Below are 26,163 nucleotides of genomic sequence, written 5' to 3' on the forward strand. Positions count from 1 at the left end.
CGGACGCAGGCAAGAGGTCAGCTGCGCTTCCAGCGCACGCCTTGCGGGGTGTCTTCCAACACGATGCCTTCGTCGGCGAGTTGCTTGCGGATGGCGTCGGCACGGGCAAAATCCTTGGCCTTCTTCGCCGTGCTGCGTTCTTCGACCAGGGCGGTGATGCGTGCATCGTCGCCGGCATCGGTGCCGCGCGAGAACCAGGCGGCCGGGTCTTGCTGCAACAAGCCCAGCGCCATTCCGGCACCCAGCAGCTCGGCCTTGGCGCGTTGCAATGCTGCAGGATTCTCTGGGCTAAGCCCATCGATTGGGCCGCCGGCCGGAGCAAACTCCAGCAGCGCCCGGTTCGCATCCTTGGCAAGCTTTGCCAGCACCGCCAGCGCCAGTGGCGTATTGAGATCGTCGTTGAGCGCGTCTTCCATCTGCTCTGGAATCGCTGGCTCCGCGTCGATCGCTTTCAGGCTTCGCAAGGTCCCGTACAAGCCATCGAGCCGCTTGACCTGATCGTCGATCAACGCATCCGACCAATCCAGCGGTTGCCGGTAATGCGCGCTCAATAGCGCAAGACGCAGCGCTTCCGGCGGATGTTTGGCGATCAGATCGTGCACGGTCTCGATATTGCCCAGCGACTTGCTCATCTTGGCACCGCTGAAATTGAGCATGCCGTTGTGCAGCCAGAAGCGGGCGAAGGTGGCGCCGCCATGCGCGCACTCGCTTTGCGCGATTTCGTTTTCGTGATGCGGAAACTGCAGGTCTACGCCACCGGCATGGATGTCGATGGTCGGGCCCAGGTGCGCGGCGGCCATGGCCGAGCATTCGATATGCCAGCCGGGGCGGCCGCGGCCCCACGGCGAGTCCCAGCCGGGCAGGTCGTCGGTGGATGGCTTCCACAGCACGAAGTCGCCGGGGTCGCGCTTGTACGGCGCCACGTCCACGCGGGCGCCGGCCAGCATTTCATCGGGGTCGCGACGCGACAGCTTGCCGTAGCCGTCGAAACTGGCCACGGCAAACAGCACGTGGCCTTCGGCGGCATACGCATGGCCGTTGGCGATCAGCTGCTCGATCATCGCCACGATCTGCGGGATATGCGCGGTGGCTTCCGGTTCGATATCCGGCGGCACCACACCCAGCGCGGCCATGTCCTGCCGGTAGATCGCGGCGAAGCGGTCGGTGATGGTGGAGATCGGGACGCCCTGCGCCTGTGCGGCGGCGTTGATCTTGTCGTCCACGTCGGTGATGTTGCGCGCGTAGCGCAGCGCCCCAAAGCGGCGCCGCAGCAGCGCGGCGAGCACGTCGAACACCACCGGGCCGCGGGCGTTGCCGATATGCGCGTAGTTGTAGACGGTGGGGCCGCACACATACAGGGTGGGGCTGGACGGATCGAGCGGCGCGAACGGTTCGACCCGCCGCGTCAGGTTGTTGTGCAGGCGCAGGCTCATCGGCATCTGAAAAAGGGTAACCGCGCGATTCTAGCCCCTCGCGGGAGGATGGCGAACCGGCATACCGACACCGCCGACCGGATGGGCTGCGTTCAGCCCCGGAGATCACAAGCTCCATACACTAACGTATTGCCCGGCTATGCCTTCCTGGTACTGATGCGACCTTCTCTGTTCTTCATGCTGCTGTGTGTGTTCGCCTGGCCGGCGGTCTCGGTGCACGCGGCAGAGCCGGACCCCAAGAACCGGGTCGTGGTGATCGAGAACGTCAAGCTGGACTATGCGCAAGTGCTCAATGTCGAGCCGGTCTACCAGACGCTGCGCGCCACCCGTATCGAAGAGCAGTGCGAGGCCGAACAGGCAGCACCGGTGGCGGTTGCGTCGGTCGAAGACGAGGGCCGCATCAACCGCATGGTGGATTCGGTCAAGGAGATGTTCACGCGCAGGCCCGAGCCCGCCCCGGCTGCAGTGCCGCCGACCAGTACTCGCCGCAATTGCCGGGTAGTGGAAGTGCCACGCGAGTTCCGGCGGCCGATCGCCTTCGACGTGGATTACGTCTACAAGGGCACCAAGTACCGCTCGCGGCTGCCGGAAGATCCGGGCAACCGGCTGCGCATCCGGGTCTCGGTGACCCCCTATATTCCCGACGCCATCGTCGCGCCGCCGCGCTGAGGGGCATGGCGGTTGCGCCGTACCCGCATGCATGCGAGGATTCGCGCCCTATGCAAGCAATCCCCTTTCAGCACGACACCAGCGCGGCCCGGATGGCCTCCGGCATGACCTCGCGTGCCCGCCGACCGGAATCCCACATTTTCGCTGGGTAACCGGGGCGTTTTGCTGTCCGTTCTGAAAACCCAGCCCACCGGCTGGGTTTTTTCGTTCTGGCGTCACAAAAGTTTCAACCGCAAGAAACGCGCATGTCGCGCACCCCGTCGCTCCTGGCGGACCACGCAGCAGAAGCACGCAGCAAAGGATCGATCGATGTCACTGAAGCACTTCTTGAACACCCAGGACTGGAGCCGCGCCGAACTGGACGCGCTGTTGACCCAGGCCGCGTTGTTCAAACGCAACAAGCTGGGAAGCGAGCTGAAGGGCAAGTCGATCGCGCTGGTGTTTTTCAACCCGTCCATGCGCACGCGGACCAGCTTCGAGCTGGGTGCGTTCCAGCTGGGCGGGCATGCGGTGGTGTTGCAGCCGGGCAAGGATGCCTGGCCGATCGAGTTCAACCTGGGCACGGTGATGGACGGCGACACCGAGGAGCACATCGCCGAAGTGGCGCGCGTGCTGGGCCGCTATGTCGATCTGATCGGCGTGCGCGCGTTTCCCAAGTTCGTCGACTGGTCCAAGGACCGCGAAGATCAGGTGCTGAAGAGCTTCGCCAAGTATTCGCCGGTGCCGGTGATCAACATGGAGACCATCACCCACCCGTGCCAGGAACTGGCGCACGCAATGGCATTGCAGGAACACTTCGGCACGCAGGATCTGCGCGGCAAAAAGTACGTGCTGACCTGGACCTATCACCCCAAGCCGCTCAACACCGCGGTGGCCAATTCCGCGTTGACGATTGCCACGCGCATGGGCATGGACGTGACCCTGCTGTGCCCGACGCCGGATTACATCCTCGATCAGCGTTACATGGACTGGGCGGCGCAGAACGTGGCCGAAAGCGGCGGCTCGCTGCAGGTGAGCCACGACATCGCAAGCGCCTACAGCGGCGCCGATGTCGTCTACGCCAAGAGCTGGGGCGCGCTGCCGTTCTTCGGCAACTGGGAGCCGGAAAAGCCGATCCGCGACCAGTACCAGCACTTCATCGTCGACGAAGCCAAGATGGCGCTGACCAACAACGGCGTGTTCTCGCACTGCCTGCCGCTGCGTCGCAACGTCAAGGCGACCGACGCGGTGATGGATTCGCCCAACTGCATCGCCATCGACGAGGCGGAAAACCGCCTGCATGTGCAGAAGGCGATCATGGCTGCCCTGGTAGGCCAGGGCAGCCGGAATTCGTGATTGGGGATTGGGGATTCGCAACGGCGAACTCCGCTCCCGACCCAACTTAGTCAACTTCCACAGAGAGCCCCCATGTCGCAGCAGACCGCTTCCACCAATCCCGAATCCCCACTCTCCACTCCCGGCACCAAAGATATCGTTCTCGCTTTTTCCGGTGGCCTCGATACCAGCTTCTGCATCCCGTATCTGCAGGAGCGCGGCTATGCGGTGCACACGGTGTTTGCCGATACCGGCGGCGTGGATGCCGACGAGCGCGACTTCATCGAGAAGCGTGCTGCCGAGCTCGGTGCGGCCAGCCATGTCACCGTCGATGGTGGCCCGGCAATCTGGGAAGGCTTCGTCAAGCCGTTCGTATGGGCGGGCGAGGGCTACCAGGGCCAGTACCCGTTGCTGGTGTCCGACCGCTATCTGATCGTCGATGCCGCGCTCAAGCGCGCCGAAGAGCTGGGCACGCGCATCATCGCGCACGGCTGCACCGGTATGGGCAACGACCAGGTGCGTTTCGACCTGGCGGTGAAGGCGTTGGGCGATTACCAGATCGTCGCGCCGATCCGTGAAATCCAGAAAGAACACACCCAGACCCGCGCCTATGAGCAGAAGTATCTGGAAGCGCGTGGCTTCGGTGTGCGTGCCAAGCAGCAGGCTTACACCATCAACGAGAACCTGCTGGGCCTGACCATGTCCGGCGGCGAGATCGACCGTTGGGAAGCGCCGGGCGAGGGGGCACGTGGGTGGTGCGCGCCGCGCAGTGCGTGGCCGACCGAAGCATTGACGGTGACCTTGAAGTTCGTCGAAGGCGAAGCGGTGGAACTGGATGGCAAGCCGCTGCCGGGCGCCAAGATCCTGGCCAAGCTCAACACCTTGTTCGCGCAGTACGGCGTGGGCCGTGGCGTCTACACCGGCGACACCGTGATCGGCTTGAAGGGCCGCATCGTGTTCGAAGCGCCGGGCCTGATCTCGCTGCTCACCGCGCACCGTGCGCTGGAAGATGCGGTACTGACCAAGCAGCAGAACCGCTTCAAGCCGGACGTGGCGCGCAAGTGGGTGGAGCTGGTGTACGAAGGCTTCTATCACGACCCGCTCAAGACCGATATCGAAGCGTTCTTGAAGTCCTCGCAGTCCAAGGTCAACGGCGAAGTGACGCTGGAAACCCGCGGCGGCCGCGTCGATGCGGTGGCGGTGCGTTCGCCGCACCTGCTCAATACCAAGGGCGCGACCTACGCGCAGTCGGCCGATTGGGGCGTGGAAGAGGCGGAAGGCTTCATCAAGCTGTTCGGCATGAGCTCCACGCTGTACGCGCAAGTCAACCGCTGAGGCGACCGCCGCGTCGGCAACCCGCATCTTCCTTCTCCCGCGTGCGGGAGAAGGTGGCGCAGAGCGCCGGATGAGGGCGGCTTGACGCATGCCCCCATCCGCCCTGTCGGGCACCTTCCCGCGCAGGCGGGGGAAGGGCTAGACGGGCGTTAGAAAGACCAACCATACGCTGCTGGACGCAATCAAGACGCGATCAATGACCACACTGCTCGACAACACACTGACGCATCTACAGGCACTGGTGTCCTTCGACACCCGCAATCCGCCGCGGGCGATCGCTGCCGAGGGCGGCATCTTCGATTACCTGCGCGCACAGCTGCCCGGCTTCCAGGTCGAGGTGATCGACCACGGCGCCGGTGCAGTGAGCCTGTACGCGGTGCGCGGCACGCCAACGTATCTGTTCAACGTGCATCTGGACACGGTGCCGGATTCGCCGCATTGGAGCGCCGACCCGCACGTGATGCGGCCCACCGAGGACCGGGTGATCGGTCTGGGCGTGTGCGACATCAAGGGCGCGGCGGCGGCGTTGGTGGCTGCGGCCAATGCCGGCGATGGCGATGCGGCGTTCCTGTTTTCTTCCGACGAAGAGGCCAACGACCCGCGATGCATCGCTGCATTTCTGGCGCGTGGGTTGCCATACGAGGCGGTGTTGGTGGCCGAGCCGACGATGAGCGAAGCAGTGCTGGCGCATCGCGGCATCAGTTCGGTGTTGATGCGCTTTGCCGGCCGTGCCGGGCATGCGTCGGGCAAGCAGGATCCGTCCGCAAGCGCCTTGCACCAGGCAATGCGCTGGGGTGGCAAGGCACTGGACCATGTCGAGTCGTTGGCGCACGCACGCTTCGGCGGTTTGACCGGCTTGCGCTTCAATATCGGCCGCGTCGATGGTGGCATCAAAGCCAACATGATCGCGCCGGCCGCCGAGCTGCGCTTCGGCTTTCGTCCGTTGCCGTCGATGGACGTGGAGGGCTTGCTGGCCACGTTTGCCGGCTTTGCCGATCCTGCGGCAGCGCACTTCGAAGAAACCTTTCGTGGGCCGAGCTTGCCGTCGGGCGACATCGCGCGCGCCGAAGAGCGCCGCCTGGCCGCGCGCGATGTGGCCGATGCGCTGGATCTGCCGATCGGCAACGCGGTGGACTTCTGGACCGAAGCCTCGCTGTTTTCGGCCGGCGGCTATACCGCGCTGGTCTATGGCCCGGGCGACATTGCCCAGGCGCACACCGCCGACGAATTCGTGACGCTGGAGCAATTGCAGCGTTACGCCGAATCGGTCAATCGCATCATCAACGGCGCGCACTGACGCCGATTCCTGCGCCTGGCGCATCCTTCTCCTCTTTCGATCACGGCAATGTCCCTCTCCGCACAGCCCCACAAACAGACCCGCCAGACCATCGTGCGCCTGCTTTCGAGCATGGCCAGCGCCAAGGAAATCAGCCAGTACCTCAAGCGTTTTTCGCAGCTGGACGCCAAGCGCTTTGCGGTGGTCAAGGTGGGCGGCGCAGTGCTGCGCGACGACCTGGACGCGCTGACGTCGTCGTTGTCGTTTCTGCAGGAAGTGGGCTTGACCCCGATCGTGCTGCATGGCGCCGGCCCGCAGCTGGATGCCGAGCTGTCTGCAGCGGGCATCGAAAAGCAGACCGTCAACGGATTGCGGGTGACCTCGCCGCAAGCGCTGGCGATCGTGCGCAAGGTGTTCCAGGCGTCCAATCTCAAGCTGGTGGAAGCGCTGCAGCAGAACGGTGCGCGTGCGACATCGATCACCGGCGGCGTATTCGAAGCGGAGTATCTGGACCGCGACACCTACGGCCTGGTCGGTGAGGTCAAGGCGGTGAATCTGGCGCCGATCGAGGCCAGCCTGCAGGCCGGTTCGATCCCGGTGATCACCAGCCTGGGCGAAACCCCGAGCGGGCAGATCCTCAACATCAATGCGGATTTTGCTGCCAACGAACTGGTGCAGGAACTGCAGCCGTACAAGATCATCTTCCTCACTGGCACCGGCGGGCTGCTGGATGCCGATGGCAAGCTGATCGATTCGATCAACCTGTCCACCGAATACGATCACCTGATGCAGCAGCCGTGGATCAATGGCGGCATGCGCGTGAAGATCGAACAGATCAAGGATCTGCTCGATCGCCTGCCGCTGGAATCGTCGGTGTCGATCACCCGGCCGGCGGACCTGGCTAAGGAATTGTTCACCCATAAGGGCTCGGGCACGCTGGTGCGGCGGGGCGAGCGCGTGCTGCGCGCGACTTCGTGGGATGAGCTGGATCTGCCGCGGTTGACGTCGCTGATCGAATCCAGCTTCGGCCGCACATTGGTGCCGGATTATTTCGCCAACACCACGCTGCTGCGCGCTTACGTCAGCGAGAACTATCGCGCTGCGGTGATTCTCACCGACGAAGGCCAGTTCGGTGCAGGCCGGCTGACCTATCTGGACAAGTTCGCCGTGCTCGACGATGCGCAAGGCGAAGGCCTGGGCCGTGCGGTATGGAATGTGATGCGCGAAGAGACCCCACAGCTGTTCTGGCGCTCGCGTCACAACAACCAGGTCAACATCTTCTACTACGCCGAATCCGACGGCTGCATCAAGCAGGAAAAGTGGAAGGTGTTCTGGTACGGGCTGGAGAATTTCGAACAGATCCAGCACTGCGTGGCGCACTGCGCGACACGTCAGCCGACGTTGCTGGGCTGAGCGCAATGACACCTGTCGCCTTGCCACCGACCTGGAGCGAGATGCCTATCTTGCGTGGGCAGCACGCCACCCTGGAGCCGCTGCAGCCTGCGCATGCCGATGGCCTGCGTGCGGCGCTGGGCGACGGCGCGTTGTCGCGCTTGTGGTACACCGGCGTGCCGGCACCGGCCCAGGTCGATGTCTACATCGCGGCGGCAATGGCAGCCCGCGCCGATGGCACGGCGTTGCCGTTGGTGGTGCGCGATGCGGCAGGTGACATCGTCGGCTGCACGCGCTATTACGCGCTGGATGCCGCCGTGCCGCGGCTGTCGATCGGCTACACCTGGTACGCACCGCGTGTGCAGCGCAGCGGCGTCAATACCGAAGCCAAGTTGATGCTGCTGCAGCACGCCTTCGAAACGCTGGGCTGCCTGAGCGTGGTGTTCGAAACCAGCTGGTTCAATCACACCTCGCGCGCGGCGATCGCGCGGCTGGGTGCAAAGCAGGACGGCGTACTGCGCAATCACACCCGCCATGCCGACGGTACGCCGCGCGATACCGTGGTGTTCTCCATCATCGATACGGAATGGGCCGGGGTGAAACGCCACCTTCAGTTCCGCCTGGAAGCAAACGCATGAGTGTTCAAGCAACAACCATCGGCATCGTTGGTGCCCGCGGGCACACCGGTTCGGAACTGATCAAGCTGGTCGTGGCGCATCCGCATCTGCAGCTGGTGTTCGTGTCCTCGCGCGAACTGGCGGGGCAGGCCGTGGCCGACCACAACGACGGCTATCGCGGCGATCTGCGATTCGAGAGCCTGGATGCCGACGCGGTGGCCGCCAAGGGTGCCGATGTGGTGATCCTGGCGCTGCCCAATGGCAAGGCCGAGCCGTTTGTTGCCGCAATCGATGCGCGCCGGCCGCAGACGCTGCTGATCGATCTGTCGGCAGACTATCGCTTCGACCCGGCGTGGTATTACGGCTTGCCGGAGCTCACCCGTGGCAAGTATGCGGGGCAGCGCCGCATCAGCAACCCCGGCTGCTATGCCACTGCAATGCAGCTGGCGATCACCCCATTGCTGGATCAGCTGGCCGGCCCGCCGCAATGCTTTGGCGTGTCCGGTTATTCCGGCGCAGGGACTACGCCATCGGACAAGAACAACCCCGAGCTGCTCGCCGACAATCTGATGCCGTATGCGCTGACCAACCATATGCACGAGCGCGAAGTGTCGGCGCAGCTCGGCGTGCCGGTAGAGTTCATGCCGCATGTGGCGCCGCATTTTCGCGGCATCACCATGACCGTCAACCTGTGGCTACAGCAGCCGCTGACGCGCGAGCAGATCCAGGCGCGCTATACACAGCGTTACGTGGGCGAGCCGCTGATCGAGCTTGTCGACGAGGCGCCGTGGGTGAGCCGCATCGCAGGCAAACACGGCGTGCAGATTGGCGGCATCACCCTGGCGCCCGGCAACAAGCGCGTGGTGGTGGTGGCGACGCTGGACAACCTGCTCAAGGGCGCGGCGACCCAGGCCATGCAGAATCTCAACCTGGCGTTTGGCTGGGATGAGTTGACCGCAATTTCGATGTGATTCTCGGGACCAGGGACCGGGGACCCGGGAAGAGCAAGGGCAAACGCTCTTAGCTTTTCCGGGTCCCCAGTCCCCGGTCTCCAGTACCGCAAAAAGGACCCAAATGACTAATCTGTTGTGGCAAAAGCCCGGTGTTGCGGTGGACGCCAAAATCCAGACGTTTCTGGCCGGCGACGACGTGATCCTGGATCGCGAGTTCTTCCTGCACGACATCGCAGCCAGCAAGGCGCATGCGCAGGGGCTGCAGCACATCGGCATCCTGTCCTTGCAAGAGCTGGGCGGCTTGAGCGAACAACTCGATCTGCTGGCGGACGATTTCCGCAGCGGCGCGTTCGTGCTCGATGCGCAATACGAAGATTGCCATTCGGCGATCGAAGCGCGCTTGACCGAACGTCTGGGCGATGCCGGGCGCAAGATCCACACCGGGCGCAGTCGTAACGATCAGATTCTGGTCGCCACTCGGCTATGGCTGAAAGACAAGCTGCAGCGCGTGGCCGAGCTCAGCCGCGAGATCGCCAAGGTGGCGCTGGATCGCGCGCAGGCCGAAGCCGCATTGCCGGTGCCGGGCTACACGCATATCCAGCGTGCGGTGGTGTCGTCGGCGGGCATGTGGTGGGCGGGCTGGGCAGAGGCATTTATCGATAACGCCGTGCGCGCGACCGATACCCTGCACCTGGTGGACAGCAACCCGCTCGGCACCGCCGCCGGGTATGGCGTCAATCTTCCGCTGGACCGTGCGCACACCACTGCCGAACTCGGTTTTGCACGTCTGCAGGTGTCGCCGATCTACGCGCAGCTGTCGCGTGGCAAATACGAGCTGGCCGCACTAGAAGCACTGGGCAGCGCCACGCTGGATTTGCGCCGTATCGCCTGGGATCTGTCGCTGTTCACCAGCGGCGAATTCGCTTTCGTCGCGTTGCCGGCGCAGTACACCACCGGTAGCTCGATCATGCCGAACAAGCGCAACCCGGACGTGATCGAACTGATGCGTGCCACCCATGCCAGTGTGGCGGCGGCGCGTACCGAGATCGAACAACTGCTGTCGCTGCCTTCCGGTTACCACCGCGATCTGCAGAGCAGCAAGGGCGCCATCGTGCACGGTTTCGGCCGTGGCCTGGCTGCGCTGGAATTGCTGCCTGCGTTGCTTGCCAATCTGGAATGGCGCCCGGACAAGTTGCATGCAGCGATCGACTCGGGCATGTACGCCACGGATGTGGCGGTGGAAGCGGCCGTGGCCGGTGTGCCGTTTCGCGATGCCTACAAGGCTGCCGCGGAAGCATCCGAGACCGCAGGGCAGGGACGCACGCCGGAAGGCAGCCTGGCTGCGCGCGTCTCGCCCGGTGCCGCGGCCGATCTGCAACTGGATGTGTTGCGCGCGCGTTGGCAGGCGCTGCGCTGATGGCCATGATCAGCACCGACACGGCCGAGCATTACCCCTGGGGCGAGGCCTGCGAAGGCTGGCATCTGTTGCGCGACCCCAACTTGAGCGTACTCGAAGAACGCATGCCGCCAGGCGCCGCAGAGTTGCGCCATCGGCATAGTCGCGCACGGCATTTTTTCTACGTTGTGGCCGGTGAAGTGATGCTGCAGCTGGACGGCGCGCAACATGTGCTGCGGGTAGGGCAGGGCTTGCATGTGCCGCCGGGGTCTACCCATCAGATGCACAATCTGTCGGACGTGGAAGCGCGCTTTCTGGTGATTTCCGCACCGCACGGTCGCGAACGCACGTCAGCGGCCGCACGCATCAAGGACACAGGCTGATGAAGACGCGCTATCTGGTGTTGGCGATCCGCAATGCCACGTTTCCCGCCGATGTGGTGGAGCCGCATCTGGCGTTTCTGGAGGAACTGCGAGCCGCCGGGCAGCTTGAATTGACCGGTGGCTTCAGCGATCGCTCCGGTGGGGCGTATGTGCTGGTCAACGTCGACAGTCTGGAGGAGGCCAAGCGGATCGTCGCGCGCGACCCCCTGGTGCTGCGCGATGCCTCCACACTGACCGTCTACGAATGGAACACGTTCTGAGTACCTTGCCCCCATGAGTACGCCCGCCGGCACGTCATCGCCCTTTACCGAGCAACCGCTGCCGCCATGGCGGCGCGCGGTGCTCAAGGTCGGCAGCAGCCTGCTTGCCGCCGATGGCGGTGGGCTGTCGCCGCGTTTTGCGCTGGGGTTGGCGCAGTTCGTCTCGGCCAATCTGGCGGCCGGACGTGAACTGGTGATCGTGTCGTCGGGCGCGGTGGCCGCAGGCCGCGCAATCTTGCCGAAGGCTGCCGAGATTGGCGCGCCGATCGCAGCGCGACAGGCGCTGGCTGCGCTGGGTCAGGCGCAGTTGATCGCGCTGTGGCAACGCTTTTTCGAACGGCCGGTCGCGCAGGTGTTGCTCACGCACGACGACCTGCGCAACCGTCGTCGTTATCTCAATGCCCGCGCCACCTTGGGCGAGTTGTTGCGGCTGGGCGCGCTGCCGGTGATCAACGAGAACGACACCGTGTCGGTGGACGAGCTGAAGCTGGGCGACAACGACAATCTGGCTGCAATCGTCGCCGCGCTGGTCGACGCCGATGCGCTGTTTATCGCCACCGACATCGACGGCCTGTACAGCGCCGACCCACGCAGCAACCCATTGGCGCGGCCGCTCGACGATGTCCCTGAGCTCACGCCACAGGTGATGGCGATGGCTGGCGGCAGTGGCAGCAGCGTGGGCACCGGCGGCATGCGCACCAAGCTCGAAGCCGCTGCAAAGGCGGGCGCGGCCGGCATCGAAACCTATCTGTTCAATGGCCGCAGCGGCGAGGTGGTACGCGGGCTGGCGCAGGATCGCCTGAGCGGTACGCGCATCCACGCCGCACGCACGCGCATCGCGGCACGCAAATACTGGCTGCGCCATTCACCGGTGGAGGCGGGCGCCATCTTGATCGATGCGGGCGCTGCAACCGCGCTCAGCGACAAGGGCGCATCGCTGTTGCCAGGCGGCGTGGCCGGTGCCGAAGGCGACTTCCGTCGCGGTGACATGGTGGAGATCCGTCTGCGCGATGCCGACGGCGAGCGCTGTCTGGCACGTGGCGTCAGCCAGTATTCGGCGCTGGATATCCGCCGGATTGCGCGCCGTCACTCGCGCGAGATCGACAGCGTGCTCGGTTATAGCTATGGCGAGAACGTGGTGCATCGCGACGATTTGGTGTTGTTGTAGCGGGGATTCGGGAATGGGCATTCGGGATTGGCAACAGCATGTGCACTGCATTTCTCAAATGCCGCTTCTACGTCCCAGCGACTGATTGCCTTGCGGTGATAAAACGATAGCCCTGCTTTTGCGAATCCCAAATTCCCAATCCCAAATCCCGGCCCCCAAATGACCATCAAAACGCTCGCTCTGCAATGTCGCGATGCCGCGCAGGTACTGTCGCAACTCTCTGCTGAGGCAAAGCAGTCCTTGCTCGAAGCGATGGCTGCGGCACTGGAAGCCGATGCCGTATTGATCCTGGCTGCCAACGCGCGCGATCTCGAGGCGGCGCGTGCGAAGGGAACGGCTAGCGCCATGCTCGATCGGCTGGCGCTGGACGACGCACGCCTGGCCGGCATCGCGGCGGCATTGCGCGAGGTGGCGCAGTTGCCGGACCCGGTCGGTCAGATCACGCGCGACGACACCCGCCCCAACGGCATCCGCGTGCAAAAGGTGCGCGTGCCGCTGGGCGTGATCGCGATGATCTACGAGGCCCGCCCCAACGTCACCGCCGATGCGGCCGCGCTATGCATCAAGGCCGGCAATGGCGTGATCCTGCGTGGCGGCTCCGAAGCGATCCAGTCCAACACCGCCATTGCGCGTGCGTTGCAGCGCGCCTTGCGCGAGGCCGGCGTTCCGGAAGCGGCATTGACGTTGGTCGAGGATCTGCGCCGCGAGACCATGCTGGAGCTGCTGCAGCTCAGCGACATCATCGACCTGGCGATTCCGCGCGGTGGCGAAGGGCTCATTCGTTTTGTCGCCGAACACGCGCGCGTGCCGGTGATCAAGCATTACAAGGGCGTGTGCCATCTGTTTGTGGATGCATCGGCCGATATGGAGCGTGCCGTGCGTCTGCTGGTCGATGGCAAGGCGAGCCGGCCATCGGCGTGCAATTCGCTGGAAACGCTGTTGGTGCATGCGGACATCGCCGAGCGCTTTGTGCCGCTGGCCGCCGCTGCGCTGCGCGCCCGCAACGTGGAGTTGCGGGGCGATGCGGCAACGCGCGCGCTAGTGCACGACATCGCGCCCGCCAGCGACGACGACTATGCCGCCGAGTATCTGGATCTGATTCTGGCAATCCGCGTGGTTGCGGACCTGGACACCGCACTGGCCCATATCCATCAGTACGGCTCGGACCATACCGAAGTCATCGTCACCGAAGACGCCGCAAACGCCGAGCGTTTCGTGCACGCGCTGCGCTCGGCGGTGGTGATGGTCAACGCCTCCTCGCGCTTCTCCGATGGTGGCGAACTTGGCCTGGGCGCGGAGATCGGCATCTCGACCACGCGTCTGCATGCCTATGGCCCGATGGGCCTGGAAGCGCTCACCGTGGAGCGCTTTGTGGTGCGTGGGCAAGGCCAGGTGCGGCACTGATCGGCACGCGGCGGATCAGGCGTGTGGTTGCCTGCCAGCGAGCCTTGAGCTGTTGAGGCATCGATGCTGCGCCCTTGGTTGAAGGGGGTTGGCATCGTGAGCTTACGCAACACTGCATGCGCCACGGTCCGCAACCAGCGTGCGTGCAAAGCCGTGCACCGCATCCAGGCCCATCCGCAGCCGCTACCGCACGCCCAACCTTCCAACCACGACCTTTGACACTCCCCCGGCAGCCCGCCACCTGCCTACAGTCGACGATTACCCCGCACGTTCCGGAGTCGTCGATGCGCCGCTTTGCCGCCTGCCTGCTTGCCACCGCCATTGCCGCCGCCACCGGCAGCGCAGTCGCACAGACCTCGCCGATGACGCCGGACATCACCGGTAAGCCGTTCGTGGCAAGCGACGCTGCCAACGACTACATCAAGCGCGAGGTGATGATCCCGATGCGCGACGGCGTGAAGCTGCACACCGTGATCGTGATGCCCAAGGGCGCGCGCCATGCGCCGATGGTGCTGACGCGCACGCCCTACGACGCCAGCGGCCGCAGCGAGCGGCTGGCATCGCCGCACATGAAGGATCTGCTGCCGCTCGGCGACGACGTGTTTGTGGAAGGCGGCTACATCCGCGTGTTCCAGGACGTGCGCGGCAAGTACGGCTCCGAAGGCGACTACGTGATGACCCGCCCGCTGCGTGGCGCACTCAATCCCAGTGCTGTGGATCACGCCACCGATGCGTGGGACACCATCGACTGGCTGGTCAAGAACGTCGCCGAATCCAACGGCAAGGTCGGCATGATCGGCTCGTCCTACGAAGGCTTCACCGTGGTGATGGCGCTGACCAACCCGCATCCCGCATTGAAGGTGGCCGCGCCGGAAAGCCCGATGATCGATGGCTGGATGGGCGACGACTGGTTCAATTACGGCGCGTTCCGCCAGGTCAACTTCGACTACTTCACCGGACAGCTCAGCAAACGCGGCAAGGGTGCCGGCATCCCGCGCCAGGGGCAGGACGATTACAGCAATTTCCTGCAGGCCGGGTCGGCCGGGGATTTCGCCAAGGCGGCAGGACTGGAGCAATTGCCGTGGTGGCACAAGCTCACCGAACACCCGGCCTACGATGCGTTCTGGCAGGAGCAGGCGCTGGACAAGGTGATGGCGCGCACGCCGCTCAAGGTGCCCACGATGTGGCTGCAGGGGCTGTGGGACCAGGAAGACATGTGGGGCGCGATCCACAGCTACGCGGCAATGGAACCGCGCGACACGCGCAACACGCTCAACTATCTGGTGATGGGGCCGTGGCGGCACAGCCAGGTCAATGCCGAGGGCGGGACGCTGGGCGCGCTCACGTTCGATGGCGATACCGCGCGTCAGTTTCGCCGCGATGTGTTGCGCCCGTTCTTCGACCAATACCTGGTCGATGGCGCGCCCAAGGCGAGCACGCCGCCGGTCTTCATCTACGACACCGGCGAGAACCGCTGGGATCGCCTGCAGTCCTGGCCGCGCAGTTGCGACAAGGGCTGCGCGTCGGCGAGCAAACCGCTGTATCTGCAGGCCGGCGGCAAGCTGTCCTTCGACAAACCCGCTGCCGGGCAGAGCGCGTTTGAAGAATACGTTTCCGACCCGGCCAAACCGGTGCCGTTCGTGCCGCGGCCGGTGGATTTTGGCGACCGCAGCATGTGGACCACCTGGCTGGTGCACGACCAGCGCTTTGTGGACGGCCGCCCCGACGTGCTGACCTTCGTCACCGAACCGCTGACCGAACCGCTACAGATCGCCGGTGCGCCCGACGTGCATCTGCAGGCCTCCACCAGCGGCAGCGACAGCGACTGGGTGGTCAAGCTGATCGATGTGTACCCGGATGAGATGGCGTCCAGCCCGAAGATGGGCGGCTATGAGCTTCCAGTGTCGCTGGCGATCTTCCGCGGGCGGTATCGCGAGAGTTTCAGCACGCCCAAGCCGCTGGCGGCCAATCAACCGCTGGCGTTCGAGTTTGGCCTGCCCACCGCCAATCACACTTTCCAAAAAGGCCACCGGGTGATGGTGCAGGTGCAATCCAGCCTGTTCCCGCTGTACGACCGCAACCCGCAGACCTACGTGCCGAATCTCTTCTTCGCCAAGCCAGGCGATTATCAAAAGGCCACCCAGCGCGTCTACGTGACGCCGGAGCAGCCCAGCTACATCAGTCTGCCGGTGCGCTGACTGCACGGGCGCCGCGTGCCGGCGGCGCCCATAGGTCTTCCAGCAGCTGTGGACGGCAGGCCACCCAGGCGGCGGCCAGCTGCACCACGATGCAGATCACCAGAAACCCGAACGGCGCTGTCCAGCCGCCGCGATGCGCATGCAGCCAGCCGAACAGAAACGGCCCCAGGCAGCTCACCGCATAGCCCACGCCTTGCGAAAAACCCGAGAGCGCGGCCGAGCCCGCAGCAGTGCGGCTGCGTTGGTTGACCAGCACCAGCGCCAGCGGAAAGGTGCTGGGCCCCAGGCCGAGCAAGGTCACCCACAGGATCGGCGCCGCCAGCGGTGCCCAGCACAGCCCGGCGAACGCGATCAGATGGCAGGCAGCGCACAGCAGCACGATCGGGAACGGGTTGCGCATGCGCACTGCCAATGCCGGCATGGTCAACGCACCGACCATGCCCAGCGCGGCGAACAGCGCGACCATGGTGCCGCCGAACGCAGGCGAGGCGCCGGCCTCGCGCAGCAGCGTGGGGAGCCAGGTGAACATCGAATAGGTCACCAGCGAGGTCATGCCGAAGGTGATCGCCATGCTCCAGCCCAAGGCGGTGCGTGCGACCCGGCCTTCGGCCTCGGGGGTCGGCGTGACCGGCGCCGGGCCGGTCGCGCGCAGACGGCCCTGGTTGGTGTGCACCAGCGCCCAGGCCGCCAAGGCGAGCAGCGCCGGCAGTACCCACACCACCATCGAGCTGCGCCAGCCCAGCGCGTCGGCCACCGGCACTGCCATCAACGCCGGCAACAGGGTGCCGACCTGCAGCACGGTGATGTACAGCGTGCTGACGCGGCCCACGCGGTCGCCGAAGTAACGCTTCACCAACGGCGGCAATACCACGTTGCCCATGCCCATGCCGGCCAGCGCCACCAGCGAGCCCACCAGCAGCCCTCCAGTGCCCGGCAGCAGCGGGCGCAATACCAGCCCGAGCGTGGCCAGCGCCATCGACACCAGCGCCGTGCGCAGCAGGCCGAAGCGACGCAAGACGGCTGGCGTTGCAACGCCTGTCAAGGCAAATGCAGCGGTGGGCAACATGCCGAGCGCGCCCATGGTCGGCGCACCGAACGCGTATTCGTCGGCGATGCGTTCCAGCAGCGGAGTGAGTGAGGTCACCGCCGTGCGCAAGTTGAATGCGGACAACAAAATAGCGGCCAGCACCAAACCGCGCCCACGCAATTGGGCAGACGGGGACGAGGCGGCAGTGACAACAGACATGACAGACCATCCGCACCGTGCACAGCCGTGCGACGGCGCCTGAAAACACAAAACCGGCACGAGGCCGGTTTTGTGTTTTGAAACTGGTCGGGGAGACAGGATTCGAACCTGCGACCTCTACGTCCCGAACGTAGCGCTCTACCAGACTGAGCTACACCCCGAAGGAGCCGCGTATGTTACATAGGGAATGCGGAATCGGCAAGCATCTGTCGCAATTATTTTTCCTGCGGCCGATGCGCACGCTCGGGCTCGCGTGCTTCGAACCACATGCCGTTGAGGACAGCGGCCAATGCCGCCAGGCCGGTGCCGAGAATCCAGGCGAAGTACCACATCGTTGTGCTCCTGAAAAACGGTGAGAGAGAGTTTGTGTGTGGGAAGGCGAGCGCGGCTGCGACGACCTGCTGGCGTCGCAGCCATTGCGTCGGCTAATACGCATTGGGATTGACTGAGAGTTCCTCCGCAGTGACCTTGCCCCTGAGTACGCGATACACCCACGCCGTGTAGGCCAGGATGATCGGCATGAAGACGGTGGTGGCCAGCAACATGATCCACAGCGTGAGGCGGCTGCTGGAGGCATCCCACAGCGTCAGGCTGGCGCTTGGTGCAGTGGACGACGGCAGCAGGAACGGGAACAGCGCAAAGCCCACGGTAAAGACGATGCCGACGATGGCGCTGCCCGACGCAATGAACGCCAGGCCGCCGCGTCGCGCGCGCAACAGCACTGCGCTCATCGCAAGCCCGAGCAGGCCAAGCAGCGGTGCCATCAAGGTGGCCGGCATGCTGCTGTAGTTGTGCAGCCAACCACCGGCGGCCGTGAGTGCTGCGGTCTTGGCCAACGGATTGGTCTGCGCATCGGTCGCCAGCACCGATGTCACCGCATAGCCGGGCAAGCCAAGCGCCACCCAGGCACCGGCTGCAGCAAACAACGCCACCGCAGCCATCGCGGCGGTGCTGCCGACACGCGCGGCACGGTCGGCCACCGGTCCATCGGTCTTGAGCACCAGCATCGCCGCGCCGTGGGCGATCAGCATCGCCACGCTGAGCAGGCCAGCGAGCAAGGCAAACGGCGTCAGTAGCCCGAACAGATTGCCGGTGTAGAACGTGCGCATGCTGTCGTCGAAATGGAACGGCACACCCAGCACGACATTGCCAACCGCCACGCCCATGATCAACGCCGGAACGAACCCACCGACGAACAATGCCCAGTCCCAGGTGCTGCGCCAGCGTTGATCCACCAGTTTGCCGCGGAACTTGAAGCCGACCGGCCGCAGGATGAGCGCAAACAACATCACGAACATCGCCAGATAGAAACCGGAAAAACTCACCGCATACAGCGGCGGGAACGCGGCGAAGATCGCGCCGCCGCCCAGAATCAACCACACCTGGTTGCCTTCCCAGACCGGGCCGACGGTGTTGATCACCAGCCGGCGTTCGGCATCGTCTTTGGCAACGAACGGCAGCAGCGCGCCGACGCCCAGATCGAAGCCGCCCATCACCGCGTAACCAGACAGCAGCACGCCGAGTAGCAGCCACCAGATCACACGTAAAGTTGTGTAGTCGAGCAATACGAAATCCATCACGGTCTCTCCTGGGTTACGGTGCGCTGCCGGCCACGGCGCCCGAGCTCAACGGTGCGCGACTCAACGGGGCATGACTCATCGGGGCATGACCTTGCGGCAAGGAAGGCGACGCGCTGGGTTGCGTCGGCGGGAACAGCACGTCCGGGCCAGTGCGGATGGTCTTGAGCGATAACTTGATCGCGATCACCAGCAGCGTGGTGTACAGCGCGGTAAAGCCCACCAGCGTCAGCACGATCTCGTACAGATCCAGACCCGATGCGGCGTAGAACGTGGGCAACACGCCTTCCACCGCCCACGGTTGGCGGCCGTATTCGGCCACGAACCAACCGCATTCGATCGCGATCCAAGGCAGCGGCAGCGTCCACATCGCCAAGGTCAGGAACCAGCGCTTTTCCTGGAAGGTGTGTTTGCAGGCGAACCAGAACGCAATGGCGAAGAAGGCGATGAGATAGATGCCGATGCCGGCCATGATGCGAAAGGTCCAGAACAGCGGGAGTACGCGTGGCACGGTGTCCATCGCCGCCTGCGCGATCTGCTCGGGCGTGGCATTGCCGATATCGTCGCGGTAACGCTTCAGCAGCAAGCCGTGGCCCAGGTCCTGCCAATGGGCGTCGAAGACCTTGCGCGCTTCGGCATCATTGGTGTCGGCGCGGATACGCTGCAGCGCGCCGTAGGCGATCTGCCCACCGCGGATGCGATGCTCGGCGCGTCCAACGAGTTCCAGGATGCCGGGGATGGGCGTATCCAACGAACGTGTGGCGATCAAGCCCATCAGATACGGAATTTTGATGGCGTAGTCGTTGCGATGGGTCTGCTGGTTGGGAATGCCGAAGGCGGTGAAATCCGCCGGTGCGGCTTCGGTGTCCCACATCGCTTCGATCGCGGCCAGCTTCATTTTCTGGTGCTCATTGGCGGCATAGCCGCTCTCATCGCCCAGCACCACCACCGACAGCGACGACAGCAGGCCGAAGGCCGCGGCCACCGCAAACGAGCGGCGTGCCATCTCAAGATGTTTGCCGCGCAGCAGGTAAAACGCGCTGATCGACATCACGAACACCGCGCCGAGCACGTAACCGGCACTGACGGTGTGCACGAACTTGGCCTGCGCCACCGGGTTGAACAGCACCGCCATGAAATCCACCACTTCCATGCGCATGGTGTCCGGGTTGAATACCGCGCCGGTCGGGTTCTGCATCCAGCCGTTGGCGATCAGGATCCATAGCGCGGAGAAGTTGCTGCCCAAGGCCACCAGCCAGGTGGTGATCAGGTGCTGCACCTTGCTCAGGCGATTCCAGCCCAGGAAAAACAGGCCCAGGAAGGTCGCCTCGAGAAAGAAGGCCATCAGCCCTTCGATCGCCAGCGGCGCGCCGAAGATATCGCCCACATAATGGCTGTAGTACGACCAGTTCATGCCGAACTCGAACTCCATCACGATGCCGGTGCCAACACCCATGGCGAAGTTGATGCCGAACAGCACGCCCCAGAACATGGTCATGCGCCGCCAGATCGGCTTGCCGGTCATGACGTAGACGCTTTCCATGATGCCGAGCAGGAACGACAGGCCCATGGTCAGCGGTGGAAAGATGAAGTGGTACATCGCGGTGACTGCAAACTGCAGCCGCGACAGTTCGACAACGGTCGAGTCGATCATGGCGGGGTGGCCTGGTTGAGTATCGGTGAGCAACGTGGCCGATCATCTGCCGCCGCTGCGTTGCGCGCGTTGATCCAAATCAATGCGGCCCCGATCGGGTGCGGCACACTGTCCATCCCGCAGTGGGCAGTGGCGACTTGGAGCAGCTAATAAAACACCTGTGCAGCCGTCAGGCGGGCGCGGCCGGTGCTCGGAATCGGCATGTACCACCTGTACACTCCGGTTCCTCCGCGCCGTCCGCACCCACCTGACGACTGCTCGCTACGTTTTGTTAGCCGCTCTTACAATCGCCTGCGATGCACCGCCTGAAGAGAGCCATGTGAGCCAGCCCAGCGTGCAAGCCAGCGAAACGCCCGCCCAGCGCCGTCAACGCGGCCAATGGCTGGATGCGCTTGCCGCACCCGCTGCACGGGCCAGGCGGCTGTCCGGTGTGGCGGTGGCGCTGTCTGGCGTGTTGTTGCTTGCGCAATCGGCGGCCATTGCGTGGTTGGTGCAAGCGGTGCTGGTGCAGCACCTGGCGCTGGCACAGCTGCGTCATGTGGGCATCGGGTTGCTGCTCGCAATGCTTGGGCGCGCCGTGCTCACGGGGTGGGCGCAATCGCTGACCGGCGAAGTGGCCGATGTGGCCAAGCGCGAACTGCGGATGCGTATCGCGCGTCGGCTGGTGCAGCACGGGCCGCTGTGGTTACGCCGGCAACGCAGCGGCGAACTGGGCGAGTTGAGCCTGGCGCATACCGATGCGCTGGACGGTTACTTCGTCGGTTATCAGCTGGCGCGCACCGAGATGATGCTGGTGCCGCCAGCGATCCTGATCGCGGTGTTTTCGGTCGACTGGGTGGTGGGCCTGGTGTTGTTGCTGACCGCGCCGTTGATTCCCTTCTTCATGATGCTGGTGGGCTGGGGCGCAGAAGCCGCAGGCCGCGAGCAGCTCGGCGAGCTGGCGCGGATGGGCGGGCACTTTGCCGATCGTCTGAAGGGGCTGGGCTTGCTGCGCGTGTATGGGCGCGGAGAGGCCGAATTGGGCGGTATCGCCGCAGCGGCCGAGGGCGTGCGCGAGCGCTCGCTCAAGGTACTGCGCATCGCGTTCCTGTCGTCCACGGTGCTGGAATTCTTCGCCTCGGTGAGCGTGGCCATCGTGGCCTTGTACTTCGGTCTGAGCTATCTGGGCATGCTCGATCTGCACGGTTTGCCGTCGCTGGGCGCGGGCATGTTCTGCTTGCTATTGGCGCCGGAATTCTTTGCGCCGTTGCGGCGTCTTGCAGCGCATTACCACGACCGTGCCAATGCGCTGGCCGCCGTGACCGAGGCCGAGCGGTTGCTGGAAGGTTTTGTGACCGAAGCCGATGCCATTGCCCCAGTTGCAGCGCCGCCGCCGCGCGCCTTGGAGCCTGCGCAGGCGCATGCGCCGTTGCTGCAGGCACGTGGTCTGGCGCTGCGTCCGCTTGGCGCGCCGCACACGGTGATCACGCAGTTTTCGCTGGACCTGCAGCCCGGTCAGCGCGTGGCGGTGATCGGTGCCAGCGGTAGCGGCAAGAGCACCTTGCTGGAAGGGCTGGCCGGTTGGCTGTCACCGGAAGCGGGCAGTGTGGTGCTGCGCCCGGGCACGCGTGTGGGCTATGCCACACAGCGGCCGTATCTGTTTCACGGCAGCATTGCCGACAATCTGCGGCTGGCCGATCCGCAGGCCAGCGATGCGCAGCTGCAGGCAGTGGCCGATGCCGCGCAGGTCATGCGTTTTGCCGCGCAGTTGCCGGCGGGCCTGGATACGGTGATCGGAGAACGCGGCTTTGGCCTGTCCGGTGGCGAAGCGCGACGTGTGGCATTGGCGCGGCTGCTGCTGCGCGCGCCGGATCTGCTGCTGCTGGACGAACCCACCGCGTTTCTCGACCCGGACACAGAAGCCGAATTGCTGCGCGCACTCGGGGTACTCGCACGCGGCCGTGCAGTGGTAGTGGCGACGCACAGCCCTGCAGTGATGCGCTGGGCCGATACGGTGATCGATCTGCGTGGCACCACCGTGACGGCGAGCGCGCCATGAGCGGCGCACGCCACGATCGTCTGAGCGAGGTGTTTCGCCGGCATGCCTGGCGCTTGCTGCTATCCGCGCTGCTGGTGCTGGTCACGATGCTGGCCGGAGTGGGTCTGTTGAGTCTATCGGGTAGCTTTCTGACGGCGGCGGCATTGGCTGGCGTTGCGGGAATGGGGGCAGGCTTCAATTTCTTCTCGCCGTCGGCAGGCATCCGCGCATTGACGTTTGCACGCATCGTGTCGCGCTATGGCGAAAAATTGATCGGCCACGATGCCACCTTGCGTATCGCCCGCGATCTGCGGGTGTGGTTCTTCCGTCGTGCGTTGCCGCTTGCGCCGGGGCGGTTGTCGGCCACGCGCACCGGCGATCTGTTGGCACGGTTGATGTCCGACATCGGGGAAGTCGATGGCCTGAGCGTGCGCGCGCTTGCGCCGCTGACGGCGCTGCTCGGCATCTGGTTGGCCGGTGCGGGTGCCGCTGCGTTGATCTATCCGCCGGCCGCATGGTTGTTGCTGGCGCTTGGTGTGCTGATTGGCGGGCTGGTGCCCTGGCAGGTGGCACGTGGTGGCGCGCAGCGCGAGCAGCTGCGCGCGCAGCAACGCACGGTGTTGCGCACGCAGGCGTTCGAAGGTCTGGAAGGTGCGGCCGATCTGGCGGCGGTCGATGCGCAAGGCGCCTGGCTGCATCAGCTCGACGCCGCTGCGGCGGCCGTGATGGATGGCGACCGCGTGCAGCGCCGTCGATTGATCGCCGGCAACCTGCTGCATGCGGCGTGCGGGGCCATCGGTCTGGCCGGCATGTTGTGGCTCGCACTGCGCGCCGCCGAGCGTGGGCTGATTGCAGCGGACATGGCCGCAGGCCTGGTGTTTCTGACCATGGCGCTGCTGGAGGTATGGGCGGGTGCCGGGCTGGCGTTGCAGGCACTGCAAAGCGCGCGCGTCGCGGCCCGGCGCCTGCAGTCCATCGTCGATCAAGCGCCGTCGGTCAGCGAGCCGGTGCAGCCAATCGACGTGCCACGCACGGGCACGCTGCACCTGCAGCAGGTGTCGTTTACATGGCCCGGTAGCGTGCGGCCGGTGCTGCATGCGCTCGATCTGACACTGGCAGCTGGCGAACGTATCGCCATCAGCGGCGACAGCGGCAGCGGCAAGAGCACCTTGTCGGCGCTGCTGCTGAGGCTATGGGACCCGCAGGCCGGGCAGGTGAGTTACGCCGGCATCGATTTGCGTCACTGCGCGCAGGCGCAATGGCATCGACGCATCGCCTGGTTGCCGCAGAACGCGCCGGTGTTTGCCGGCAGCGTGCGCGAGAATCTGGCCATCGGCGATGCCGATGCCGACGATGCCGCCCTGTGGCAGGTATTGCAGCAGGTGCGCCTGCACGACTGGGCCAGCGCGCACCATGGTCTGGACACCTGGGTGGGCGAAAACGGCGCCACGCTCTCCGCAGGCCAGGCACGCCGCCTTGCGCTTGCGCGTGCGCTGTTACGCGATGCTCCCATCCTGCTGCTCGACGAACCCACCGACGGCCTGGACGTGGACACGGCGCACGCCCTGTTGCTCGATCTGTCTGCCGCGCTTGGTCAGCGCAGTCTGGTGATGATCACCCACGACAGCGTGCCTGCCGGCGTGGTGCAACGGTGCTACCGCATGCGTGCCGGGGTACTGGAGCCGCTGCCGTGACACGTGTTTGACCGGCGAGGGTTATCGCTGCGCGACCGCTGACGACGGCCTGCAGCACCTGCATTACATCGAGCGATACACCGCCCATGCAAGCACCGCGCTGTTCGCGATTGCCGTGGCCCAGAAGGTGATCTGGAAGGAGGTCTTGCTGGATTTGTGCCGGAACAGCGACTGCGCCAGCAGCGCGCCCGGCCAGCCACCGAGCAAGGCAATGCCGTGCAAGCTGGCCTCCGGCGTTCGTCGCTGGCCCCGCGTTGCCGCAGTCTTGTCGCGCCGGTAAGCGATCAGCGCCACGATGCTGGCAGCCGCGTACCAGACTGCCACCCAGACTGGCAGCAGGCCTGCTGCGACGATGCTGGCCATGCTTACCGCAAACAGTGCGGTCAACGTCTTGCGCGGCACCACGCTGCGCGCACCTGGCCTGGATCTGGAAATCAGCAGGCGTCCAGAAAAGCGCGCACCGCCGGGCCGAAGCGGGCGAAATCCACCAGAAACGCATCGTGGCCTTGCGGCGAATCCAGGCCGATAAAGCGCGCATCCGCGCCGCCTGCACGCAACCCTTCGGCAATCTGTTCCTGCTGCTGCACCGGGAACAGGATGTCAGTGTTGGCGCCGATCGCCAGCGCACGTTCGATACGGATGTTTGCCAGGCCGGCCAGCACCTCGGCCTCGGTGGAGACGTCTGCAGCCGGCGTGCTGCCGGCGGCCTGCGCTGCAGCGATCGAAGACGCATCCACATAATCGGCCAGATCGAACCAGTCCATCGAGCGGCTCAGATACAGATAGCAGTTGGGATCGAAGAAGCGCACGAAGCGACGCGCATGGCCTTCGAGATAGCTTTCGACCTGAAATTCCAGGCCGAACGGATCATCGGCGGCCTGTTCGGAATCCAGCCGCACCCGGCCAAAGCGGCCGTCCCATTCCAGCGCCGAGCGGTAGGTGATCACGCCGAGTTTGCGTGCCATGCGCATGCCCGATTCCGGGTAGCGCGTGTCGTCGTAGTGGCCGCCATTCCAATGCGGATCCAACCGGATCGCCTCGCGCTGCAGCGAGCGGATGGCAATGGAAAACGGCAACGCCTGCGCGCTGCCAGAGATATTGATGTGGCTGCGCGCAATGCCGGGATGCCGCAGCAACAACGCCAACGCGGTCATGCCGCCCATCGAGTTGCCGATCAGGCAGGCGAGCTGTTCGATGCCCAGCGCACGCACGACATCGGCTGCCGCATCGGCGACATCCTCGATCGACAGATCCGGAAAGGTCAGGCGATACAACTGCCCGGTTGCCGGATCGATGGACGCAGGCCCGGTGGAGCCCTTGCAGCTGCCCAGCGAATTGACGCACACCACAAACCAGCGCTCGGTATCGATCGGCTTGCCCGGCCCCAGCATCGCGTCCCACCAACCCGGCTCGGGGTTGGCCTGATTTGCGGCTGCATGCGCGTTAGGCGACAAGCCGGTGACGATCAGCACCGCGTTGCTGCGATCGGCCGCCAGCGTGCCCCAGGTTTCGTAGGCCACATGGGCCTGATGCAGCGCGCCGCCGCGCTTCATCGGAAACGGCGACGGCAGTGCGTGGAATAACGTGCCTGCAGGGATGAATTCGGTCATGTCGCAATTCTATCCGGCGTGGCGGTGGGCGGCGTGGTGAATCGGGAAGTGGACTCGGTTTGAGCCCTTGCGTGGTGTGATGCCAGCTTTTAACGCCGTTGATCTGCGGCTTGGTTGCAGGGCCCTTGCCCGCTCACCATCGCAGGACACGCTGCAAGTACGTCCATGTAAGCTCCTTGGCGGCATCCATGCCGCCAAGGGTCCCGCGACGGTGAGCAGGTAAGGGCCAGTCCAGACGGTCGGTGTGCTTGGTCAAGAGCCATGCGTGATGAGGCTTGTTGACTCATGATGCGCCGGCCCAACCTCCGACGCATGCCGAGCGACAAGCAGCTTTTCACGCGACTGCCGACCAACTATCTGGTGCGGTGTCCTTGCCGATTGCGGGACCGTTGGCGGCATGGATGCGGCCATCGAGCCCCCAGGGATGGGTTTACGGCGTGTCCCGCGAGCGGTAAGGGCACCGCGCCCTCGACTTCTTCGCATTTTGCTGCAGGGCCCTTGCCCGCTCACCATCGCAGGACACGCTGCAAGTACGTCCATGTAAGCTCCTTGGCGGCATCCATGCCG

Annotated in this window: 22 protein-coding genes, 1 tRNA gene and 1 other RNA gene; 16 read left to right on the forward strand and 8 right to left on the reverse strand. The window is 64.9% G+C overall.

The window, feature by feature from the left end; all coding sequences use genetic code 11:
• Nucleotides 1-17: 17 nt before the first annotated feature.
• Nucleotides 18-1,433, reverse strand: a complete 1,416-nt coding sequence (gene cysS / locus ABQU90_RS20745; protein ID WP_323522679.1) for a cysteine--tRNA ligase — start codon at nt 1,431-1,433, stop codon at nt 18-20.
• Between the two features lie 177 nt (nt 1,434-1,610).
• Between cysS and ABQU90_RS20750 the strand changes: the two genes are divergently transcribed.
• The 13 genes from ABQU90_RS20750 to ABQU90_RS20810 all read left to right on the forward strand — a co-directional run bounded on the left by ABQU90_RS20750 (nt 1,611) and on the right by ABQU90_RS20810 (nt 15,798).
• A complete protein-coding gene (locus ABQU90_RS20750; RefSeq protein WP_055852058.1) occupies nt 1,611-2,102 on the forward strand; it encodes a hypothetical protein in 492 nt (163 codons plus the stop codon).
• A 309-nt stretch (nt 2,103-2,411) separates the two neighbouring features.
• Nucleotides 2,412-3,437: an N-acetylornithine carbamoyltransferase gene (locus ABQU90_RS20755; protein WP_055852061.1), complete on the forward strand. Its 1,026-nt coding sequence runs from the start codon at nt 2,412-2,414 to the stop codon at nt 3,435-3,437.
• A 72-nt stretch (nt 3,438-3,509) separates the two neighbouring features.
• Nucleotides 3,510-4,751 carry an argininosuccinate synthase gene (locus ABQU90_RS20760; protein WP_311238580.1) on the forward strand — a complete coding sequence of 414 codons (1,242 nt, stop codon included), beginning with the start codon at nt 3,510-3,512 and terminating at the stop codon, nt 4,749-4,751.
• Between the two features lie 196 nt (nt 4,752-4,947).
• Complete coding sequence (locus ABQU90_RS20765) at nt 4,948-6,048, forward strand: acetylornithine deacetylase (protein ID WP_323522680.1); 1,101 nt, start codon at nt 4,948-4,950, stop codon at nt 6,046-6,048.
• Nucleotides 6,049-6,096: 48 nt separating this feature from the next.
• On the forward strand, nt 6,097-7,440 hold the full coding sequence (locus ABQU90_RS20770) for an acetylglutamate kinase (RefSeq protein ID WP_115513153.1): 1,344 nt from the start codon (nt 6,097-6,099) through the stop codon (nt 7,438-7,440).
• Between the two features lie 5 nt (nt 7,441-7,445).
• Nucleotides 7,446-8,057: a GNAT family N-acetyltransferase gene (locus ABQU90_RS20775; protein WP_323522681.1), complete on the forward strand. Its 612-nt coding sequence runs from the start codon at nt 7,446-7,448 to the stop codon at nt 8,055-8,057.
• Nucleotides 8,054-9,007 (forward strand): N-acetyl-gamma-glutamyl-phosphate reductase, encoded by a 954-nt coding sequence (argC, locus tag ABQU90_RS20780; RefSeq protein WP_323522682.1) that lies wholly within the window; start codon nt 8,054-8,056, stop codon nt 9,005-9,007. Before ABQU90_RS20775 ends, argC begins: the two co-directional genes overlap by 4 nt.
• Before the next feature lie 103 nt (nt 9,008-9,110).
• A complete protein-coding gene (locus ABQU90_RS20785) occupies nt 9,111-10,406 on the forward strand; it encodes an argininosuccinate lyase (RefSeq protein WP_323522683.1) in 1,296 nt (431 codons plus the stop codon).
• A complete protein-coding gene (locus ABQU90_RS20790; RefSeq protein ID WP_323522684.1) occupies nt 10,406-10,768 on the forward strand; it encodes a cupin domain-containing protein in 363 nt (120 codons plus the stop codon). Before ABQU90_RS20785 ends, ABQU90_RS20790 begins: the two co-directional genes overlap by 1 nt.
• Nucleotides 10,768-11,028 carry a YciI family protein gene (locus ABQU90_RS20795; protein WP_055852082.1) on the forward strand — a complete coding sequence of 87 codons (261 nt, stop codon included), beginning with the start codon at nt 10,768-10,770 and terminating at the stop codon, nt 11,026-11,028. The genes ABQU90_RS20790 and ABQU90_RS20795 overlap by 1 nt, the downstream gene beginning before the upstream one ends.
• A gap of 13 nt (nt 11,029-11,041) precedes the next feature.
• Entirely contained in the window at nt 11,042-12,196 is a 1,155-nt protein-coding gene (proB, locus tag ABQU90_RS20800) for a glutamate 5-kinase (RefSeq protein ID WP_323522685.1), read from the forward strand.
• Between the two features lie 159 nt (nt 12,197-12,355).
• A complete protein-coding gene (locus tag ABQU90_RS20805; protein ID WP_323522686.1) occupies nt 12,356-13,600 on the forward strand; it encodes a glutamate-5-semialdehyde dehydrogenase in 1,245 nt (414 codons plus the stop codon).
• Between the two features lie 284 nt (nt 13,601-13,884).
• Nucleotides 13,885-15,798 (forward strand): CocE/NonD family hydrolase, encoded by a 1,914-nt coding sequence (locus tag ABQU90_RS20810; protein WP_323522687.1) that lies wholly within the window; start codon nt 13,885-13,887, stop codon nt 15,796-15,798.
• On the opposite strand, the gene ABQU90_RS20815 is transcribed toward ABQU90_RS20810, so the two are convergent.
• The 5 genes from ABQU90_RS20815 to ABQU90_RS20835 all read right to left on the reverse strand — a co-directional run bounded on the left by ABQU90_RS20815 (nt 15,779) and on the right by ABQU90_RS20835 (nt 20,275).
• Nucleotides 15,779-17,005, reverse strand: a complete 1,227-nt coding sequence (locus tag ABQU90_RS20815) for a CynX/NimT family MFS transporter (protein ID WP_161961733.1) — start codon at nt 17,003-17,005, stop codon at nt 15,779-15,781. The genes ABQU90_RS20810 and ABQU90_RS20815 overlap by 20 nt on opposite strands.
• A gap of 123 nt (nt 17,006-17,128) precedes the next feature.
• Nucleotides 17,129-17,205, reverse strand: a tRNA-Pro gene (locus ABQU90_RS20820).
• Between the two features lie 54 nt (nt 17,206-17,259).
• Nucleotides 17,260-17,376: a cytochrome bd-I oxidase subunit CydX gene (cydX, locus tag ABQU90_RS20825; protein ID WP_055852095.1), complete on the reverse strand. Its 117-nt coding sequence runs from the start codon at nt 17,374-17,376 to the stop codon at nt 17,260-17,262.
• A 93-nt stretch (nt 17,377-17,469) separates the two neighbouring features.
• Complete coding sequence (cydB, locus tag ABQU90_RS20830) at nt 17,470-18,621, reverse strand: cytochrome d ubiquinol oxidase subunit II (RefSeq protein WP_323522688.1); 1,152 nt, start codon at nt 18,619-18,621, stop codon at nt 17,470-17,472.
• 16 nt (nt 18,622-18,637) lie between these two features.
• Nucleotides 18,638-20,275: a cytochrome ubiquinol oxidase subunit I gene (locus tag ABQU90_RS20835; protein WP_323522689.1), complete on the reverse strand. Its 1,638-nt coding sequence runs from the start codon at nt 20,273-20,275 to the stop codon at nt 18,638-18,640.
• A gap of 201 nt (nt 20,276-20,476) precedes the next feature.
• Between ABQU90_RS20835 and ABQU90_RS20840 the strand changes: the two genes are divergently transcribed.
• The 3 genes from ABQU90_RS20840 (at nt 20,477) to cydC (ending at nt 23,986) form a co-directional block, all read left to right on the forward strand.
• A non-coding RNA gene (locus ABQU90_RS20840) (sX9 sRNA) lies at nt 20,477-20,552 on the forward strand.
• A 9-nt stretch (nt 20,553-20,561) separates the two neighbouring features.
• Nucleotides 20,562-22,313, forward strand: coding sequence for a thiol reductant ABC exporter subunit CydD (gene cydD, locus ABQU90_RS20845; RefSeq protein WP_323522768.1), 1,752 nt, complete (start codon nt 20,562-20,564; stop codon nt 22,311-22,313).
• Nucleotides 22,310-23,986, forward strand: coding sequence for a thiol reductant ABC exporter subunit CydC (cydC, locus tag ABQU90_RS20850; RefSeq protein WP_323522690.1), 1,677 nt, complete (start codon nt 22,310-22,312; stop codon nt 23,984-23,986). Before cydD ends, cydC begins: the two co-directional genes overlap by 4 nt.
• 63 nt (nt 23,987-24,049) lie before the next feature.
• Here the strand turns inward: cydC and ABQU90_RS20855 are convergent, their stop codons facing one another.
• Both ABQU90_RS20855 and metX read right to left on the reverse strand, forming a co-directional pair.
• Nucleotides 24,050-24,391: a DUF1294 domain-containing protein gene (locus tag ABQU90_RS20855; protein WP_323522691.1), complete on the reverse strand. Its 342-nt coding sequence runs from the start codon at nt 24,389-24,391 to the stop codon at nt 24,050-24,052.
• Nucleotides 24,392-24,420: 29 nt separating this feature from the next.
• Entirely contained in the window at nt 24,421-25,596 is a 1,176-nt protein-coding gene (gene metX, locus ABQU90_RS20860) for a homoserine O-acetyltransferase MetX (protein ID WP_323522692.1), read from the reverse strand.
• Nucleotides 25,597-26,163: the final 567 nt, after the last annotated feature.

It is taken from the genome of Xanthomonas sp. WHRI 10207 (assembly GCF_040202975.1).
In the GTDB taxonomy this organism is placed as follows: domain Bacteria; phylum Pseudomonadota; class Gammaproteobacteria; order Xanthomonadales; family Xanthomonadaceae; genus Xanthomonas.

Excerpts from the sequence above, each read along its gene's own strand:
- cysS (WP_323522679.1), bottom strand. The coding sequence starts at position 1,433 with ATGAGCCTGCGCCTGCACAACAACCTGACGCGGCGGGTCGAACCGTTC.
- ABQU90_RS20750 (WP_055852058.1), top strand. The coding sequence starts at position 1,611 with ATGCTGCTGTGTGTGTTCGCCTGGCCGGCGGTCTCGGTGCACGCGGCA.
- ABQU90_RS20755 (WP_055852061.1), top strand. The coding sequence starts at position 2,412 with ATGTCACTGAAGCACTTCTTGAACACCCAGGACTGGAGCCGCGCCGAA.
- ABQU90_RS20760 (WP_311238580.1), top strand. The coding sequence starts at position 3,510 with ATGTCGCAGCAGACCGCTTCCACCAATCCCGAATCCCCACTCTCCACT.
- ABQU90_RS20765 (WP_323522680.1), top strand. The coding sequence starts at position 4,948 with ATGACCACACTGCTCGACAACACACTGACGCATCTACAGGCACTGGTG.
- ABQU90_RS20770 (WP_115513153.1), top strand. The coding sequence starts at position 6,097 with ATGTCCCTCTCCGCACAGCCCCACAAACAGACCCGCCAGACCATCGTG.
- ABQU90_RS20775 (WP_323522681.1), top strand. The coding sequence starts at position 7,446 with ATGACACCTGTCGCCTTGCCACCGACCTGGAGCGAGATGCCTATCTTG.
- argC (WP_323522682.1), top strand. The coding sequence starts at position 8,054 with ATGAGTGTTCAAGCAACAACCATCGGCATCGTTGGTGCCCGCGGGCAC.
- ABQU90_RS20785 (WP_323522683.1), top strand. The coding sequence starts at position 9,111 with ATGACTAATCTGTTGTGGCAAAAGCCCGGTGTTGCGGTGGACGCCAAA.
- ABQU90_RS20790 (WP_323522684.1), top strand. The coding sequence starts at position 10,406 with ATGGCCATGATCAGCACCGACACGGCCGAGCATTACCCCTGGGGCGAG.
- ABQU90_RS20795 (WP_055852082.1), top strand. The coding sequence starts at position 10,768 with ATGAAGACGCGCTATCTGGTGTTGGCGATCCGCAATGCCACGTTTCCC.
- proB (WP_323522685.1), top strand. The coding sequence starts at position 11,042 with ATGAGTACGCCCGCCGGCACGTCATCGCCCTTTACCGAGCAACCGCTG.
- ABQU90_RS20805 (WP_323522686.1), top strand. The coding sequence starts at position 12,356 with ATGACCATCAAAACGCTCGCTCTGCAATGTCGCGATGCCGCGCAGGTA.
- ABQU90_RS20810 (WP_323522687.1), top strand. The coding sequence starts at position 13,885 with ATGCGCCGCTTTGCCGCCTGCCTGCTTGCCACCGCCATTGCCGCCGCC.
- cydX (WP_055852095.1), bottom strand. The coding sequence starts at position 17,376 with ATGTGGTACTTCGCCTGGATTCTCGGCACCGGCCTGGCGGCATTGGCC.
- cydB (WP_323522688.1), bottom strand. The coding sequence starts at position 18,621 with ATGGATTTCGTATTGCTCGACTACACAACTTTACGTGTGATCTGGTGG.
- ABQU90_RS20835 (WP_323522689.1), bottom strand. The coding sequence starts at position 20,275 with ATGATCGACTCGACCGTTGTCGAACTGTCGCGGCTGCAGTTTGCAGTC.
- cydC (WP_323522690.1), top strand. The coding sequence starts at position 22,310 with ATGAGCGGCGCACGCCACGATCGTCTGAGCGAGGTGTTTCGCCGGCAT.
- metX (WP_323522692.1), bottom strand. The coding sequence starts at position 25,596 with ATGACCGAATTCATCCCTGCAGGCACGTTATTCCACGCACTGCCGTCG.